17 protein-coding genes are annotated in these 18,055 nt (G+C 43.0%); 13 read left to right on the plus strand and 4 right to left on the minus strand.

Annotated features, from left to right (window positions below; translation table 11 throughout):
• Positions 1-41: 41 nt before the first annotated feature.
• The 3 genes from DBZ36_RS09300 to DBZ36_RS09310 are packed head-to-tail and all read left to right on the plus strand — an operon-like array spanning position 42 to position 3,167.
• Positions 42-581 carry a DUF924 family protein gene (locus tag DBZ36_RS09300; protein WP_120354670.1) on the plus strand — a complete coding sequence of 180 codons (540 nt, stop codon included), beginning with the start codon at positions 42-44 and terminating at the stop codon, positions 579-581.
• Between the two features lie 19 nt (positions 582-600).
• Positions 601-2,559: a L,D-transpeptidase family protein gene (locus DBZ36_RS09305; RefSeq protein ID WP_120354671.1), complete on the plus strand. Its 1,959-nt coding sequence runs from the start codon at positions 601-603 to the stop codon at positions 2,557-2,559.
• A 53-nt stretch (positions 2,560-2,612) separates the two neighbouring features.
• Positions 2,613-3,167: a YcbK family protein gene (locus DBZ36_RS09310; RefSeq protein WP_158589061.1), complete on the plus strand. Its 555-nt coding sequence runs from the start codon at positions 2,613-2,615 to the stop codon at positions 3,165-3,167.
• Positions 3,168-3,230: 63 nt separating this feature from the next.
• On the opposite strand, the gene prsT is transcribed toward DBZ36_RS09310, so the two are convergent.
• From prsT to ygfZ, 3 genes are all read right to left on the minus strand, one after another.
• Positions 3,231-6,038, minus strand: coding sequence for an XrtA/PEP-CTERM system TPR-repeat protein PrsT (prsT, locus tag DBZ36_RS09315; protein ID WP_120354673.1), 2,808 nt, complete (start codon positions 6,036-6,038; stop codon positions 3,231-3,233).
• A gap of 114 nt (positions 6,039-6,152) precedes the next feature.
• A complete protein-coding gene (gene xdp1 / locus DBZ36_RS09320; RefSeq protein WP_120354674.1) occupies positions 6,153-6,896 on the minus strand; it encodes an exosortase-dependent surface protein XDP1 in 744 nt (247 codons plus the stop codon).
• 172 nt (positions 6,897-7,068) lie between these two features.
• Positions 7,069-7,986 carry a tRNA-modifying protein YgfZ gene (gene ygfZ / locus DBZ36_RS09325; protein ID WP_120354675.1) on the minus strand — a complete coding sequence of 306 codons (918 nt, stop codon included), beginning with the start codon at positions 7,984-7,986 and terminating at the stop codon, positions 7,069-7,071.
• A 198-nt stretch (positions 7,987-8,184) separates the two neighbouring features.
• Between ygfZ and DBZ36_RS09330 the strand changes: the two genes are divergently transcribed.
• Complete coding sequence (locus tag DBZ36_RS09330; RefSeq protein ID WP_120354676.1) at positions 8,185-8,448, plus strand: FAD assembly factor SdhE; 264 nt, start codon at positions 8,185-8,187, stop codon at positions 8,446-8,448.
• Positions 8,348-8,824 carry a protein YgfX gene (locus tag DBZ36_RS20820; protein ID WP_407641483.1) on the plus strand — a complete coding sequence of 159 codons (477 nt, stop codon included), beginning with the start codon at positions 8,348-8,350 and terminating at the stop codon, positions 8,822-8,824. The genes DBZ36_RS09330 and DBZ36_RS20820 overlap by 101 nt, the downstream gene beginning before the upstream one ends.
• A gap of 188 nt (positions 8,825-9,012) precedes the next feature.
• Here the strand turns inward: DBZ36_RS20820 and nadB are convergent, their stop codons facing one another.
• Positions 9,013-10,605 carry an L-aspartate oxidase gene (nadB, locus tag DBZ36_RS09340; protein WP_120354678.1) on the minus strand — a complete coding sequence of 531 codons (1,593 nt, stop codon included), beginning with the start codon at positions 10,603-10,605 and terminating at the stop codon, positions 9,013-9,015.
• Positions 10,606-10,803: 198 nt separating this feature from the next.
• Between nadB and rpoE the strand changes: the two genes are divergently transcribed.
• The 8 genes from rpoE to era all read left to right on the plus strand — a co-directional run bounded on the left by rpoE (position 10,804) and on the right by era (position 18,046).
• Entirely contained in the window at positions 10,804-11,388 is a 585-nt protein-coding gene (rpoE, locus tag DBZ36_RS09345) for an RNA polymerase sigma factor RpoE (protein ID WP_120354679.1), read from the plus strand.
• A 13-nt stretch (positions 11,389-11,401) separates the two neighbouring features.
• Entirely contained in the window at positions 11,402-11,965 is a 564-nt protein-coding gene (locus DBZ36_RS09350; protein WP_120354680.1) for a sigma-E factor negative regulatory protein, read from the plus strand.
• Between the two features lie 67 nt (positions 11,966-12,032).
• The gene (locus DBZ36_RS09355; RefSeq protein WP_120354681.1) at positions 12,033-13,052 is read left to right on the plus strand and encodes a MucB/RseB C-terminal domain-containing protein; all 1,020 of its coding nucleotides are present in this window, start codon (positions 12,033-12,035) and stop codon (positions 13,050-13,052) included.
• Complete coding sequence (locus tag DBZ36_RS09360) at positions 13,042-13,485, plus strand: SoxR reducing system RseC family protein (RefSeq protein ID WP_120354682.1); 444 nt, start codon at positions 13,042-13,044, stop codon at positions 13,483-13,485. The genes DBZ36_RS09355 and DBZ36_RS09360 overlap by 11 nt, the downstream gene beginning before the upstream one ends.
• Positions 13,486-13,721: 236 nt before the next feature.
• Complete coding sequence (lepA, locus tag DBZ36_RS09365) at positions 13,722-15,524, plus strand: translation elongation factor 4 (protein ID WP_120354683.1); 1,803 nt, start codon at positions 13,722-13,724, stop codon at positions 15,522-15,524.
• 7 nt (positions 15,525-15,531) lie between these two features.
• Positions 15,532-16,443: a signal peptidase I gene (gene lepB / locus DBZ36_RS09370; RefSeq protein ID WP_120354684.1), complete on the plus strand. Its 912-nt coding sequence runs from the start codon at positions 15,532-15,534 to the stop codon at positions 16,441-16,443.
• The gene (gene rnc / locus DBZ36_RS09375) at positions 16,443-17,135 is read left to right on the plus strand and encodes a ribonuclease III (protein ID WP_120354685.1); all 693 of its coding nucleotides are present in this window, start codon (positions 16,443-16,445) and stop codon (positions 17,133-17,135) included. Before lepB ends, rnc begins: the two co-directional genes overlap by 1 nt.
• Entirely contained in the window at positions 17,132-18,046 is a 915-nt protein-coding gene (gene era, locus DBZ36_RS09380; protein ID WP_120354686.1) for a GTPase Era, read from the plus strand. Before rnc ends, era begins: the two co-directional genes overlap by 4 nt.
• The last annotated feature ends 9 nt before the right edge of the window (positions 18,047-18,055 follow it).

The following is an 18,055-nucleotide window of genomic DNA, read 5'->3' on the forward strand; positions in this document are numbered from 1 at the left end:
AACTGTGCCATACTTAAGAAAAGAGCGTTTTTGGAGAACTTATGTTGGTACAGACAGTCATTGAGTTTTGGTTTGATGAAATTGATCCGTCGTATTGGTTTAAAAAGGATTTAGAATTTGACGCGCTTATTGCCGAGCGTTTTTTAGAAATACACCAAAAGGCAGTAGCCGGCGAGTTATTTAATTGGCGAACTAGCATGTTAGGCCGTTTGGCTGAAATAATAGTTTTAGACCAGTTTTCTAGGAATATATTTCGGGATAAATCGCACGCGTTTAGTTGCGATCCTCTGGCGCTTTGCCTATGTCAACATGCCTTGGAACTTAAGCCCGAATTAGAGCTTTCCCAAGCTCAAATTGATTTCTTACTCATGCCACTAATGCATAGTGAGTCCATTGCCATACACCAGCAATATTCCAAAATATTCAAGAAATTAGCGAGTTCGAATGTTCAAGACTTCGAATTAAAGCATCGAGTGATTATTGAGCAGTTTGGTCGTTATCCACATCGAAATTCGATTTTAACTAGACCTAGTACTGCAGAAGAGTTAGCCTTTTTGAAACAAGGGAATTCTTCTTTCTAGAGCGAAATAAGGTGTAAGAGTGCTGCGTCGTATGAAAGCAAAACATTGTGTTGCCATTATCGGAATTGTGGCCAGCACATCGAGTATGAGCGCTGTAGAACTAGTAGGTGAAGATGAAAGTAGCGTGACATCAATAGACCTACCGCAGTCGTTTCAAAGTTTACCTACAAGGGTAGACACACTCGTGTCTGAAGAGACAGTTAGAACAACTCAAATACTTGCACCTGATGATTTTAAGGCCGCTGAAGATAAAGCACTGAAATACCCCCCGATAACGGAATCGGAAAATAGAGTTGAAGTACCCAATGATTGGCGTTTAAAGCGAAAAGTACGTCAAGCATCGCTTCCACAGTTAGTACACAATTTTAAACCTTCACGTAGTGATCAAGAGTACACGGCTTTAAAGCTAAATATTGACACTTCAACAGCCAGTGCTGTTGTTGTAAAGCACCAGCAGCTGCTTTATCCCCAGCTTTTAACCGATAGTTATGCTCGTAATGGGCAGCAATCGTTGTGGAGCGGGTCAGAGCTTGCAAACCAGGCATTGAACGAGTTGCAATGGCAGTTGTTCGAACTCTCCTTAGCGGGTGCAGATCCGCAGTTCAGCACGTGGCTAGCTCTTAGCCGTTCGAGCACAGATCTTGAACATCTCGAACGAATAGCAAGTGATGCAAGCCTTGGCCTTAGCCATTATTACCAGCAGTTGCAGGCTGCCCCTTATGCAAGTCAAATGAGCTTGCAAGCGCTAAGAGATGTTCGCTTTGACGCACCTTCAATTGGACTATCTCTGCCTGAGACTAGTGCAGCCATGCTCAGCCAGTTGCATGAACAAGCCATTTTATCCAATCAAGTAACGCAGCGTTTTCGTAGCGAAATCAGCCGGCTAATTGAAGATCATGTTGCCGAATCATGGCCTAGAATTGATACTAAGCCAATGCTAAAGCCTGGCGCTGATGACTCTCGAATAGTACTAATTCGAGAGCAGCTCGCTCGCTTGGGCTTCGAGGCCAGCGATGTACAAATGGGCAGCTATTATGATAAAGAGCTGTCACTACAAGTGCGACAGTTTCAACGAGAGCATGGACTTAAAGAAGACGGGGTGATTGGCCCGCAAACCATACGTTGGTTGAATCGTAGTCCTCTATACCGAGCGCGAATAGTGGCAAGAAATCAATTGAGGATGCAATTGTTTGGAACCATTGACCCGCTAGTAGATCAAGCCTTGCTGGTGAATTTACCAGGCTATGAACTGGAGTATGTGAGCCCGGTACAAGATGATTTTCGTTCAAGAGTAATAGTAGGTCGTGAATCACGACAAACGCCCTTACTTAAAGGACAGATCAGTAGCATAGTCCTCAATCCTCCTTGGCACGTGCCATCAACATTGGTTGAAAAGGACCTGTTGCCAAAAGTCAGACATAATCCTAACTATATTGTGGACAAACACTATGAGCTACTCTCTTACGATGGCAAAAAAGTAGCCCCGCAGTCAGTTGATATAGAAGCGCTCAAAGAGCGAGGTGAGTTTCCATATCGCATGCGTCAACGACCAGGTCCATGGAATGCACTGGGTGCTTTTAAGTTCCATTTTGATAATAATCAAGCAATTTTCTTGCACGACACGTCATCCCCAAGGCTATTTAATAAGGACCAACGCAATCTTAGTTCAGGCTGCATTCGAGTTGAGCAAGCCGACCTTTTAGCCGGCTTATTATTAGAGCAACGGGGTATTCGAGCCAAGCGTAAAGATGAGTATTTAATGAGCGGCGATACTAAGTGGCTCAGCTTAAAACAAACAACACCGGTATATTTTTTATATTTGACAGCTTGGATTGATGAGCAGTCGAATATTACGTATCGCGATGATATTTACTTATATGACAACGACTTGAGCTATTCTTCTGAGCTCAGTCAGTTGATTATAGGCTTTCAAAGTGCCAGTGTAACGAGCGATAAAGTAAATAAAGTTGATTTTTAAGGCTAAACTGTTTAGCTTTTACTCATCTTTTTGTAGCTAGTATTAGAGTTATTTTGCAAAGTCGACGTCGTTTTTTACTCGGTTTAGGTGCTGGGAGCCTGTTAACACTAGCAGCCCCTCTCAGGGCCCAAACTAAATTGTTAGTGCCTTCTTCTGCTTATTCAAATCGCCTTGCGATCAAAAATCTGAATACCGGTGAAAGTTTCTTCCAAGACATTGGTAGCAAAGATAGCTTTGACGGTAATGCTTTAGCCAAACTTGATTATATCCTTCGAGATTATCGTCGCGGTGAGAAAACAAGCATGGATCCTGCTTTGTATGTTCAGATGCTTGAAATTCAGCACCAACTGGGTGACGAAGTTGAATTTACTGTGATTTCTGCTTATCGCAGCCCAGCAACTAATGCAAACATGCGTAAGAAAAATGCTGGCGTAGCTAAAAAAAGTTATCACATGAAAGGGCAAGCAATGGATATTAGCGTCGCTGGTGTTAGTACCAAAGCGCTACGCTCAGCGACACTTCAAGTGAGCCAAGGTGGTGTCGGTTATTATCCACGTAGTGGGTTTATTCACATCGACACCGGACCCAAACGATCTTGGAATGGATGAACCGGTAACCGATACCAAAAAGAGCAAGCCAAATGGCTTGCTCTTTTTGATCTGTCTCTAGGCTTAGTTTTTCACCGGCTGAGCGTTTAGTTGCCCTAGTAGTTCATTGACTTGACTAGCAATCTGGCTGTCTGGGGTCTCACGAATAATAGCTTCTAATTCCCGCTTTGCTTCAGTAAAGCGTTCTAATTTGAAAAGCGTATAGGCTAAGTGATAGCGGATTTCGTGGTTGCCTGAATCTAAGGCAAAGGCATTTCGTAGATGTGGTAGAGCCTGTGAATATTGTTGATTTTGCGTAAGTAGCCACCCTAAGGTGTCTACATTCGCTGCAGACTTAGCATTGATTTGAACCGCCTTCAACGCGGTTTCAATTGCTTTGTTCAGATCGTTTAAAGCGTATAAATTGGCTAAGTTGTTGAGAATAGACGCGTCATTTTTTAGATTCGGCCATTTTTGCAATAGATATTCATAAGCCTCTAGCGACTGTTCTAGCTTGTTTTGCTGAAGATACATATCAGCTAAAAGACGAGTTTTCCAAGGAAGGTTTTGATTATCAACGAGAAGGCTTTCGAGTAAACCCCAGGCACCTTCGTTACCTTGTTGGCCGAGCTGATAAATTCGCAAATACGCATCTGGCTCATCAGCTTCAATGATAACGGCATCTTTCCAAAAAGCCATTGCAGCTTCGTTATCATCTCCGCTTAAAGCCATATCGCCTTGGAGTAGCTTGAGCTGTGTATTATTAGGGTAGTTGACTAGCAGTTGGTCCATTTGCTCGGACAATTCGCTTTCGCGGCCTATCTCAAACAATAACCGCGCTCGCAAAATGGCTAGTTCGCTTTGCTGAGGTTGTAACTCTAGAGCGCGATTCATACTTGATAAGGCCATTTCAGGAAAACCGGCCTGAATTTGTAAACGCGCAATATCTGCTAGGGCCAGAGCATCATCATTGTTCAAGCTTGAGAGTAATTCTAGTGCAGATACAGCGTCTTCGGACTGTTCGAGTTGGAGCAATACTTGAACATACTGTTGCAGATACTCATTTTGATGGATGTAGCGTTGATTTAGTACCTTTATGCTTTCTAAGGCCTCTGGCCAAGCTTGTTGCTGGACAAATAAACGAAACTGCAGTTCTCGACCTCGGCGGTGTTCGTAATTGTGGGTAAACAACCTATCTAACCAATCAAAAGCCTTGAGCCTTTGGCCGGATTCAGCATTGTTTCTGGCCATCAGATACAAGGCATTTTCGTTTTCGGGTTCTTGTAATAATAATAATTCGAGCTCGGTGACTGCTTTATCCCAAAGTTCTTCACTTTGAAGCAAAATGACATAGTTGAAACGAGCGGAGAAATTATCTGGGTTAATTTCAAAAATTGCCTTATAGAAGCCCTCTGCAAGTTCAAATTGTTGCATCTTAGTGGCTAGAGCCGCTTTTAATAGATATAAATCTTGATTTGGACTTTCTTTAGACTCGATATAAGAAATACTAGCAGCTGCGTTGGTATACGAATTCAACTGAATTTCTAAGTTAGCTTTGAGGTGCCAATATTCGCGTAACACTAATGTATTTGGGTTTTGGACTGATTCTAGTCGCTCTAAGGCTGCAATGGGCTCAGATTTGGCACGCAACATTTGTGCTTGAAGAATTGGGGTATGTTCATGGTCCGGATAAAGCTTCACAAAGTCATTTAATATTGGGTCGGCACTTCTAACCCGTTCAATTCTTAGGTAGCTGTCGAAAAGTTGCCTAAGTAACTGTGGATCTTGAATTGTGGTTTCGTAATTAAAGGTAAGTAATTCAGGTACTTTCCCTGGGAATCCTTGACGTACATAAACGTCGCTCAATAGCTTTAATGCGGCGGGATTTTTACCATTTCGCTTTATGTATTGTTGTAGATAGTTCTGCGCTTGTTCATTTTGTCCTTGAGCAAAGGCAGCTGCACCTTGAATAAACAATAGGCTGTCAGCATCATAGCTACCGTCACTCTCAGTTTTTAGGTCGATTAACAATTGTTCGAGCTGTGCATTTCCTGCAACAGACTCTCCGGTGGCTATGTTCAGGTAACCTTGTAGCAATAAGGCAGTAGGATCTTGTCCAGTTTGCTCAGTGATACGCAATAGATAATCTTTTGCTTGCTCCATTTTTCCAAGCTCAAGACTTTCTATAGCAATGCCACGCAAGATTAATGGATCCTGCGGGTCTATTTTTAAACCTTGCTCAAAGTAGTCATAGGCGCTTTGATGTTGTTTTTGCACTTGCGCAATTAAGCCAAGTAAGTATAAGGTTTTCTCGTTTTTTGGGCTAAGCACAAGCGACTGATTTGCGAGGTCTAAAGCACGGTCAATTTGACGATTTCCTAAGTAGAGCTCAGCTAAACTATTGAGTGCCCGAGGATCTGTAGGGTACATTTGTAAAGCTTTATTAAGCTCAGTTTCTGCAGCAACTCTATCTCCATCAATGTTCTTTATTTGTGCCCTAAACAATATCCATTCAAATTTGGAATAATCCTTTAATCTAGAAGCGTATTCTTCATATACGTAAAACTTGGAAGGCTGAGCTTCAATAACTAAAACGCTACCAAGCAAAGGCAAGACTAGATTTGGATCTGCACCTAATAGCAAGGCCTCTGTTAGTTGGTCTTCTGCGGCAGCGAAGTTAGCCGCATCAAAATAGACTTGAGCCAGTAATAATTTGACAGGAATATTGCCGTCTTGTTCTTGTAGTGCATTTTTAAGAAGTACAAAGGCTTCGTTTTCGTCACCATTGTTATAGGCAATTAGGGCTTTTTCGTAGTCTGGGAGGTTTGTTTCAGCAATACTAGAAAAACAGAACAAAAGAGGGACAAGGTATAAGAATACTTTGGGAAACATTGATTACATCCATGCAAAACAAAAGTGTAGCGGCGCCACCATATTAGTTATTAGCATATACAACAAGGCCATTGAATGGAATCATTCAATGGCCTCATCCAGGGATTGTAAAATTTATGAACGTTTTTTATAAGAGCTGCGTGCTAAGCCCAAAAATGCTAACGCCATTAACAATATACTGCTTGGTTCAGGAACTGAAGTGGTGCCGCCAAACTGCGAACGTTCGGTTTGAATACCAGCCAACTTCATAGCATCGTTGCCGCCACGCAAATTGTCACCTCTTCCAAATATAGAGTTATAAGCACCAACCAACCAGTATTTTGAAGCGGTATTACTATTTATACTTTGGTATCCGCCGCTTACTGCTGCTTGTAAGTTATCTTGAGGTATCCAATCGCTACCTAAGGTTCCCCAAGTTAGGCCTTCAATACCAGTAAATGAGGTACCGCCAAAGGCGAGAATGCTCATATCTGTATCTGTTCCCCAGGCTAAATCTAAACCAGTAAGCGTTACTGCGGTATTAAAGCTAAGCAGTAACATATCAGTGTCACCGTTTCGGTTATCAAATGCATGGCCAGGATTGTCTGTTCGATTTTCGTCTTGGTTGACAAGCCCTAAGCCGCCGTTACCCCAAAGATACAAATCGCCCTGTTCTAGATACTTGTCGCGGCCTCCAGTGGTATCTGCATAACCTTTACCATTAAGGGTAATTGCACCGCTAGTCATATTAAGCTCGGGACCGACTAAATTGTTTCTATCCTTAGTCAGGGTAGAAAAATCCCAGGTATCTGTTATCGCAAACGCATTTCCGATTCCAACAGTGAACAGGATCGAAGCTGACAAAATCCGTTTTAACATCGAAGTTTCCTCAAAAAATGTTGTTGGTCTAATTCCAACTTGTATTGCCCTATACAAAGCAATTATTGTTCCACTAATAATATTTACTTGTTAAACAGTCACTTAAGAATATACATATGTGCAGTGATTAAGTGGTTGTAAAAAAATCCGACACCTTGTCACTATAGGCAAGTTACTCATCTATCGGATAAGGTAGCGACGACAATCGAAAACGACTTTCACTGTCTGCGTGGTAGCGAAAAACTTCGTCATCTTGGCTATCTTTTGGTAATACCACCAAGGCCTCCCAGTGTGAACTATCCAATCCCACCGCTTGGATAATGGTGCCTTTGTTGCGCCAATTGTCACCGAGCTGTAATTCAATAGACTCGCCGCTGATCAAGGGCTGATCACTATGCCCACTTAGTCGAAATAAAGCACGCTTATTGGCGCCCCGATATTTTGCTCTAGCGATGGTCTCTTGACCAGCATAGCAGCCTTTACTGAAACTAATCGCATCAAGGGCCTGCAAATTTAGAGCTTGAGGGATGAATGCAAGTTGAGTAGCGGGACTAATATGCGGTAGGCCTGAGGCAATATCACATTGTTGCCATGCTTTAATATCTAGTGTTCCACTCGATATAAAATCTGATTTTTCGATCACTAGAAATCGCGTGCGCGGGCCGTTAATTCGAAAAATAGAAGCTTCGTCGGCGCATCCGCCGTGTTGCGAAATAGCGGCGCCGTAGTGTTGCTCAACAAAAGCTTCTGCATCGTTACCGGCAATGGCAAGAATTGGTTGTTCAAGTTCACTGATCTCAAGTTTTGAGAATACCGCATATTTTTTTAGTGCTGCAATTTGCGCTGCTGCTATTGCGTGCTCTTGGACATAACTGAAATGTTGCTGATCAATACGGATAAGGCGCAAAATTGAAATGACTTTACCCTTAGGGTCACAATGAGCGGCTAAGCTTGATTCGCCGTCGGCTAAAGCTTGCACATCGCAAGTCAATTGCCCCTGCAAGTACTTCTCCGCATCGGGGCCATGCACATGTACGGCCTTTACGCTGGGTAGAATGCCAATGTTTAATTGAGAGTTGTCACAAGTCATAGTTGATCCGTCGATAAAGTCGATTGCTGGTAGAACATTCGTTAATAGCTATAGATTAACATCTCTTACAGTTTGAGTATTAGTGATTTGCTGATCAAGGCTTATGCTGTTGCAGTCTGTGACTTGCATCCCTTGGTAAACGAGGGGTGAAGTGCTATTGTTTTGTTATTATTCTTTGTCTTAGTAACTGTATTGTCAATGACTGAAAATTTGAGTTCTCGAGAAAACAAATCGCGTTTAAAGTGGGCTTGCCGTCGCGGCATGCTAGAGCTAGATGTACTGTTTATGCCCTTTGTCGACGAAGCCTACGACGAGCTAAGTAATGCCGATAAAATGACCTTTAAACGCTTACTCGCCTGCGATGATCCAGATTTATTCTCTTGGTTTATGGGCCATAAAGAATGTGAAGATCCCTTACTCGCAAGCATGGTTCAAACCATTCTTATGCGCGTCAAAGTATAGTTTGAATTGTACCACATCGCGTAATTACCAGTTTTACGCGCTTTTAAGTTGTACCTTGATTGTTTTTTTAGCTTGGTTTTCTTCAGCGTCATTGATGGTAATGCTGCCAATTGTTGCTGTATTAGCTACGGTGCTAATGCATAGTTTCAGTTATAGACCTATGCTCGCAGTTGATATGACTGAACAACTTTCTAATGGAAACTGCCCGCAAAATTGCCATAGCGTGCGTGTCGCGAATGGATTTATTGTGTTCGTCTTAAAATCCCAACCTTGGCGGCGCATACAATTTGTTTTCTCTGATAGCTTGCCGCCGAAACATTTCCGACGTTTATGCGCTGGAACTTATTTGATGCAAAGTAAAACACTATCAGACTAACTGTTATTGATAGTGGGCTGCGTTGTGTAATAGGCGGTGATAGAAGTCGGTTTAATCGACAGTTGAGTTTATTACAAATCATATCTGGCAAATATAAAGGCTACTTGCAATTGTATTGCTTATGATTGACCCAGAAAATGCGATCAAACAACGCGCCTTTTATTTTGCCGCGCTGTTTGATGATTACTTTATTTTTGCTTCGGACCTAAAACCGTTGGTTTTAAGAAATCATCGCTTTGATCGGGGTAATCTAGGTTGTAGTGAAGGCCGCGACTTTCCTTACGGCGCATTGAACACTCTACAATTAATTCGGCAACTTGAACTAAGTTACGTAGTTCAAGCAAATTATTACTAACCCGGAAATTTGCATAGTACTCATCGATTTCTTGTTGTAACAATCTGATACGACGCATTGCACGCTCAAGGCGTTTATCGGTACGAACAATCCCCACATAGTCCCACATGAACAGTCTTAGCTCGTGCCAATTATGGTTGATTACAACTAATTCATCGGCACTTCCAACTTGGCTTTCATCCCATGGTTTTACTTTTTCACTTAGCTTTTGTTGCGGTAGTTTCTTAATGATGTCTTTGGCCGCGGCGTTGGCAAAAACCACGCATTCGAGCAAGGAATTACTAGCCATTCGATTAGCGCCGTGAAGTCCAGTGTAAGCAACTTCGCCGACAGCATATAAGTTGTCTAAGTCACTTTGACCTTTGAGATCCGTCATCACTCCGCCACAGGTGTAATGTGCAGCGGGTACTACTGGAATCGCTTCGTTGCGGATGTCAATTCCGAGCTCTAAGCAGCGTTTTAATATGGTTGGAAAGTGGTGTTCAATAAATTCATTGTCGCGATGGCTAATATCTAAGAATACGCAGTCGGCACCTAATCGTTTCATTTCATAGTCGATAGCTCGCGCAACAACATCTCGTGGCGCTAATTCTTCTCGCTCATCGAAATCGGGCATGAATCGCGTACCATCAGGGCGTTTAAGTAAGGCACCTTCTCCACGAAGTGCTTCAGTAAGCAAAAAGTTTTTTGCATCGGGATGAAACAAGCAAGTGGGGTGAAACTGATTAAATTCCATGTTGGCTACACGGCAACCTGCACGCCATGCCATAGCAATTCCATCACCGCTACTAACATCAGGATTACTAGTATATTGATAGACTTTGCTTGCCCCCCCAGTTGCGAGTACGACAAACTTAGCCCGGATGACTTCAACGTGTTCTCGGTTACGGTTCCAAACATAGGCTCCGGCAACACTGTTATTCTTTGCTCCTCGCTCTGCAATTAAATCAACAGCATTAAAGCGTTCCATTAATTGAATATTTGGATGTCCAAGCACAGCTTGAACTAAGGTGCGTTGCATCGCCTTGCCGGTCGCATCAGCTGCATGAAGGATGCGGCGTCGACTATGGCCTCCTTCACGCGTGAGGTGGTAGTGTTCTTCACCATCAGCGGCCGCTTCTTTATCAAAAGGTACACCAAGATCAATTAACCAATCGATACAAGCCTTGCTATGTGAAGCGGTGAAACGCACACTGTCTTCATCACACAAGCCCGCCCCTGCAATAAGGGTATCTTGCAAATGTTGGTCTACCGTATCGTCTTCGTCAAAGACGGCGGCAATCCCTCCTTGTGCATAATATGTTGAGCCTTCTTTCAGTGGCCCTTTGCTCAGCACCCTTACTTTGGCATAATCAGCTATGCCGAGAGCAAGAGTGAGGCCAGCGGCTCCACTACCAATGATGAGAACGTCGCAAGAATATTCCATAGTGAACTCGTATTTACGTGAAAAAAGTCGGATAATCGGGTGCTTAGCGCAGTTTAACTGAACTATAGTTTTAATGCAGTTCCTGATTCGTCGTAAAAAAAATTAAAATATTGAGAACTTTTTTGAAAACTAGCTGTCTGAACATGCGAGAAGGGCTGATCTTTATATCTTCCTTGGTAATCAAGGGGGATTTATATTGTGTCAAATGATGCAACTGATCTAGCTCTTGTCGAGCGAGTACAACGGGGTGATAAATCAGCATTTAATTTGTTGGTAAGTCGTTACCAGCAACGCATAGCCGGATTAGTGTCTCGTTATGTAGCGCATCCAGGTGATGTTGCTGATGTAACCCAAGAGGCATTTATCAAGGCCTATCGCTCCCTCCCCAACTTTAGGGGAGAAAGTGCATTTTATACTTGGCTGTATCGTATAGCGGTTAACACCGCTAAGAATTATTTAACGGCCCAGGGGCGACGCCCGCCGGCTAATGATGTTGAATTAGAAGATGCTGAGTATTACGACGGTTCCGATGCAATGCGAGAGCATGAGTCACCTGAGAGCCTGTTGTTAACTGAAGAAATTCAGACAGAAATTTTTAGAACCATTGATGCATTACCTGAAGAATTGCGAGTTGCAATTACTCTACGTGAAATTGATGGCTTAAGTTACGACGAGATTTCCAATGTAATGGGGTGTCCCGTAGGTACAGTGAGGTCGCGCATTTTTAGGGCGCGGGATATTATTGACCAACGCATAAAACCGCTATTACATAACCCTGATTAGGATTTTTGGAATTATGGCAAAATTTGAACAGCTTTCAGCACTTATCGATGGTCAGAACGATGAAGTTCGCTTTATCGATGAAGTTGCCAAGGATGAAGAGCTTTCTCAACGTTGGCAAAACTATCACCTGATTGGTGATGTAATGCGCGGTGAGTGTGCTAAGCATGTCGACCTTGACCTTAGCAGCAAAATTGCAATGGCTATTGAAGACGAGCCTTGTATTGTCGCCCCTCGTTCGCAAGAGCATAGCGCTGAACCTCAAGTCGGATTTGCTATTGCTGCATTTGCAGGCTTACATCAACGCTATAAAAAAGTATTTTCATACGCAGGCCAATACGCGATTGCTGCCTCTGTTGCAGTGGCGGCGATAGTCGGTGTTCAACATTATTCGCAAGTTCAACCTAATACATTAGGTGAACCGGTTTTGCATACTATTCCTATTGGCGGTGGTGTATCTCCCGTAAGTTTGACAACACCATTGAATACCCAAGAGCCTTCTCAGCAAGAGCTTTTAGAGCAAAACCAACGTATAAACGCCTATTTACAGGACCATCGCTTACACCAACGCATTAACTAAGTTCTCTTCTAGAGCCTGCCTGCGTTATGATAGGTGGGTTCTTTTATTGTTGAGGCCTCGTTAATTCATGAAATTTTTTTCTCCAGCTATTTTTTTCGCGTTGGTGTTGAGCTCGAATTTTGTTTTTGCAGAACAAAATTCCCTTGCCCAGCCCCCTGTGAAAAGCCAATCTGCGCTTCAACTCATCGAACAATTGCAATCTTCTTTTGTCAGTCGCAACTATGAACTTTCATTTATAAAAACTCGCCAAGGTGCGATTGAACCCATGCGCTATATCCATGGTTTAGTCGACGACGTAGAAGTTGCCCATCTATTGAATCTTAACGGTCCAGCGCAGGAATCCGTTTATCGCGACTTGCGGGTGGCCTACTTTGAACAAGGACAGCCGCCATACAGCGTCGAAGCCTCACGTTTATCTAGTTTGTTTTCCTCTATAGCAAAAATCGATCTCGACCAGCTGCAACATAGTTACGAATTAGTCATTGCCGGAAAAAGCCGGGTCGCGGGTCGCGCCTCGCAAGTGATTAGAGTATTGCCGAAAAACAAAGATCGCTATGCGGTATTTTTATGGATTGATTACCAAACTAGCTTGCCGATCCGTATCGATTTAGTCGACTCAAATGGTGAGTTAATAGAGCAGTACATGGCGGTTACTTTAATCGATTTTTCTAGTCCAACTGAATGGATGTATGAGCTTGCAAGTATTGAACTTCCAGCGGTGATTTCCAGCAAAACTAAAATAGAAGATCAATTCGCAACCGACTTGGACTGGGAATTAACTTGGATGCCCGAAGGCATGGTGATTTTGACGGACCCGGGGCAACGTATAAGTTCCGTTGAAGACAGCGTAGATCATCAGCGCATGAGCGATGGTTTGTTCGATATCTCGGTGTATGTCAATAAGCTAGATGATAAAGCCCGCATTAAACCCCAATTGGTTAGGCAAGGGGCCACTACCTTGCACATTCAATTGATTCAAGGCCGGGAAGTAACCGTGGTGGGCGAAGTACCACCAGAAACAGCGAGTAAAATCGCAAACTCTATCCGTTTCTCAACTTCGTCTAAGCGAGTTAAAAGTGGCAGTTAATACTCCAAATGTAATTCGTCAACAAGCAAGCATTGTTGCTGTGGATGGTGAAAATGTAACCGTCGAGTGCATCACCCAAAGCGCCTGTGCTCAGTGTTCCCAGCAAGACAATTGTGGTAATGGCAGTATTGCTAAAGCGTTTCCAAAGCGTTCAACACAAATTGTGATCCAACAATCAGGTCAATATCAAACTGGACAGCAGGTAGAGCTGTTATTGCCGGCAAAAGCGCTATTGCAAAGCGCTGCACTCGTTTACTTTGTTCCCTTGTTAGCACTTGTTGTAGGGGCTTTTGCGGGCGAAAAAATCGCTGCTAATTTTGATCTGGGTGAATGGGTTTCGGTGTTATTAGCCCTAGTTTGTGCATTACTCAGCGGTCTTTTGATTCGCCACTTTGGTGATCGCAATACTGTACAACCTAAATTAGATGGGTGACTTATAAAGTTTTCATCGGCCAAGATAATTGTTGGTGGTATTAGATTCGTCTGAACATATGCTGTTAAAGCCGAAATAATAAACACGCATCTATTTTTAGTGTAAACTTCGTCACAAATTCAAAGGGTCGGTTAAATGTTGTGATGGTTATCGATAACCATAAATAAGCACTACCGTCCCGTGTGTGCCTCAGTGCGTACCTCAAAGCATAAAACTCCGAGATTGAACTGTTAAAAATGAATAAATTCAAGAATATAAGAAATTTCTCCGTTATTGCCCATATTGACCATGGCAAATCAACCTTGTCTGATCGTCTCATTCAGTACTGTGGCGGCTTAACTGAACGTGAAATGGACGTGCAAGTTCTTGATTCAATGGATATTGAACGTGAGCGTGGCATTACCATTAAAGCTCAAAGCGTTACCTTGTATTACGATGCATTAGATGGTGAGCGCTATCAGCTAAACTTTATTGATACACCCGGCCATGTTGACTTTAGTTATGAAGTTTCGCGCAGTCTAGCGGCATGCGAAGGTGCGTTGTTGGTCGTTGATGCTGCCCAAGGGGTTGAGGCTCAAACGCTTGCAAACTGCTATACCGCAATTGAAATGGATCTCGAAGTTATTCCGGTTCTGAACAAGATCGATTTGCCGTCAGCTGAACCCGATCGCGTGGCCGAAGAAATTGAAGAGATTGTTGGTATTGATGCAACTGAAGCAACCCAATGTTCGGCAAAAACAGGCATTGGGATCCAAGACGTGTTGGAAAATATCGTGCGTGATATTCCGCCACCAGTGGGCGATATTGACAAACCTTTACAAGCTTTGATTATCGATTCATGGTTTGATAACTACCAGGGTGTTGTGTCCTTGGTTCGCGTGAAAAACGGTGTGCTTAAAGCCGGTGAGCGGATGACGGTATTGTCTACCGGACAATCTCACATTATTAACGAAGTTGGTGTATTTACGCCAAAGCAAACCAGTACTGGGGTTTTAAATCCTGGCGAAGTTGGCTATGTGATTGCTGGTATCAAGGAAATTAATGGTGCACCGGTTGGTGATACCTTAACCACTTTACATCACGGTACTACTGAAGCTTTACCTGGTTTCAAAAAAGTGAAACCGCAGGTTTATGCAGGACTTTTCCCAACAAGTTCTGATGAATATGAGAACTTCCGCGATGCGCTGGGTAAATTGAGTCTTAATGATTCGTCATTATTCTATGAGCCTGAAAACTCAACTGCATTAGGATTTGGTTTCCGTTGCGGCTTCTTGGGTCTTCTGCACATGGAAATTATTCAAGAACGTCTTGAGCGCGAATATGATTTGGATTTGATTACCACGGCACCTACGGTTGTCTATGAAGTTGAAACCAATGATAAGAGTATCGTCTACGTTGATAGCCCAAGTAAGCTTCCTGCCATTAATAATATTGCTGAACTGCGTGAGCCCATTGCAGAAGTTAACATTTTAGTGCCGCAAACCTACCTAGGTAATGTCATCACTTTGTGTATCGAGAAACGAGGAGTGCAAACCGACCTCAGCTATCATGGCAAACAAGTATCATTGACCTATGAAATTCCAATGGCGGAAGTGGTGCTCGATTTCTTTGATAGACTGAAATCTACCAGTCGCGGGTATGCATCGTTAGACTATAATTTTAAGCACTTCCAAGCCGCAGACATGGTTAGAGTTGATATTCTTATCAATGGCGATAGGGTTGACGCACTGGCATTGATTACCCACCGCGATCACTCTCAAACGCGTGGTCGTCAAGTGGTCGAAAAGATGAAGGATCTAATTCCTCGTCAAATGTTTGATATTGCAATTCAAGCTTCGATTGGCGCGCATATTATTGCACGTAGCACGGTGAAGCAATTGCGTAAAAACGTGATTGCAAAATGCTATGGCGGTGATGTCAGTCGTAAGAAAAAGCTGCTGTCTAAGCAAAAAGAAGGTAAGAAACGTATGAAACAAGTGGGGAACGTTGAAGTCCCGCAAGATGCCTTCTTAGCTGTTTTACATATTGGAAAGGACTAATTAGACCATGGCACAATATTTTCCTCTAATCCTGGTACTGGCTACATTTATCACAGGATTTATCTGGCTTATGGATAAAGTCCGTTGGATGCCTCAACGACAAAACAAGCTGCTACAAGCTGAAGAAGCTGCTGGTGGTACTATCGGTGATGAAGCGCGAGAGTTGATTCTCAAAGAGCCTTCATGGATAGAGAACGGTAAATCGGTATTCCCTGTAATCGCTATCGTTATGGTACTGCGTTCGTTTATCTACGAACCGTTTCAAATCCCATCGGGTTCAATGATGCCAACCTTACTCGTCGGCGATTTCATTTTAGTTGAGAAGTTTTCGTATAGTTTACGTGAGCCGGTATCGCGCACTCAGTTGCTAAAAACTGGCGAGGTGGAACGCGGTGATGTTGCTGTATTCAAATTTCCATTAGATACGCGTATCGATTACATCAAACGTATTATCGGATTACCAGGCGATCGGATTATTTACCAGAATAAGCGTATCTATATTGAGCAAGCTTGTTCGGGGAGCAATTGCCCCGGCCCTAAAGCTTTAGTTCGCGAATTTGAGAATGACGACCAGTTTAGTAATGGACCATTTGCTATGGAACAATACTCTGAAGTTCTCGGTGACGTAAAACACAGCCTTTTGATCAGTCCCTCTACACCTGATCGTTTTGCTCGCTATTACAACCAAGCTGGGACTAAAATAAACGAATGGATAGTTCCAGAAGGGCATTACTTCGCAATGGGTGATAATCGTGACAATAGTCAAGATAGCCGTTTTTGGGGATTTGTTCCTGAAGATAATTTAGTCGGTAAAGCTGTCGGCATATGGGTTAGTTTTGAGTTTGGAATGGGGCCCAATTCGTTCTTCAGTTGGGTACCAACCGGTATTCGTTTTAATCGTATCGGCGGCATCATTTAATGAGTGTAAATAGTTTACAGCAACGCAACCCTTTATCGCGTTTGCAAAAAGTGATTGGTTATCAGTTTAATAATGAGCAGTTACTCGATCAGGCTCTGACACATCGCAGTGCGAATAGCCATCATAATGAGCGTTTAGAGTTTTTAGGTGACGCCATTTTAAGTTGGGTTATTGCGGACGCGCTTTACCATGGTTTCCCTGAACAAGCTGAAGGTGATTTAAGTCGAATGCGTGCAACTTTAGTCCGCGGTCGAACTCTGGCTAAAATCGCACTAGAATTTGAACTGGGTGATTACTTGCGTCTTGGTCCCGGTGAGATGAAAAGTGGCGGTCATCGTCGCGAGTCGATTTTGGCGGATTGCGTTGAAGCCATTTTGGGAGCGGTATATCTCGATAGCGATGCAATAACAGCACAAACATTAGTATTACAGTGGTACAAGCAACGCCTGCAGGAAATTGAACCAGGTGCAAGCCAGAAAGATCCTAAAACACGCTTACAAGAGCTGCTACAAGCGCAAGGTTTAGCCTTGCCTATTTATGAAGTAGTTGCGATTAAGGGCGAAGCACATAATCAAGAGTTTACTGTGTCTTGCCGCGTTGAGAGCCTTAAAGATGAAATTAAGGCTAAAAGTACAAGCCGCCGAAAAGCCGAGCAAAAAGCCGCTGAATTGGTGTTGGAGAAATTGGTATGAGTGACACTGGAAACTACGATACCCGTTGCGGATTTGTCGCAATTGTAGGGCGCCCTAATGTGGGGAAATCGACACTACTCAATCGTTTGCTCGGACAAAAAGTTAGTATAACTTCCAAAAAACCTCAAACTACACGTCATCGTATTTTAGGTATTCACACTGAAGATATTTATCAAACTATTTACGTCGACACTCCAGGATTACATCTGGATGAACAACGTGCAATTAATCGTCTTATGAATCGTGCAGCAAGCAGTTCTTTAGGCGATGTTGAGATGGTTATATTTGTTGTTGATGGAACGCGTTGGACCGAAGATGATGAGTTGGTTTTACGTAAACTAGAGCATCAAAAAGCGCCCGTCGTGTTAGCCGTTAATAAAATTGATAACATCAAAGACAAAGACGAAGAGCTATTACCGCATATTCAAGAATTAGCCACTAAATATGACTTCTTCAATATTCTGCCTATCTCAGCGAAGCAGGGTAAAAATGTAGAACAATTGATTACGTGGTCACAGCAATTATTACCTCAAAATGTGCATTTTTTCCCTGAAGACTATGTCACAGACCGAAGTTCTCGTTTTATGGCATCCGAGATCGTGCGTGAAAAGCTCATGCGTTTTACCGGACAAGAACTACCATATTCGACCAGTGTTGAGATTGAACAATTTAAGCTGATGCCTAATGGTGTCTATCAAATCAATGCGCTTATTTTGGTCGAACGTAGTAGTCAAAAACGAATTATTATTGGTAATGGTGGTGACAAACTTAAAACCATAGGTCGTGAAGCCCGCCTCGATATGGAGCGCCTGTTCGACAACAAGGTTTTTCTTGAGATTTGGGTAAAGGTCAAATCTGGTTGGGCTGACGACGAACGTGCACTACGCAGTTTAGGCTACGGCGAAGACTAATCCATTGGG

The organism is Alginatibacterium sediminis (assembly GCF_003610775.1).
Lineage (GTDB): Bacteria > Pseudomonadota > Gammaproteobacteria > Enterobacterales > Celerinatantimonadaceae > Alginatibacterium > Alginatibacterium sediminis.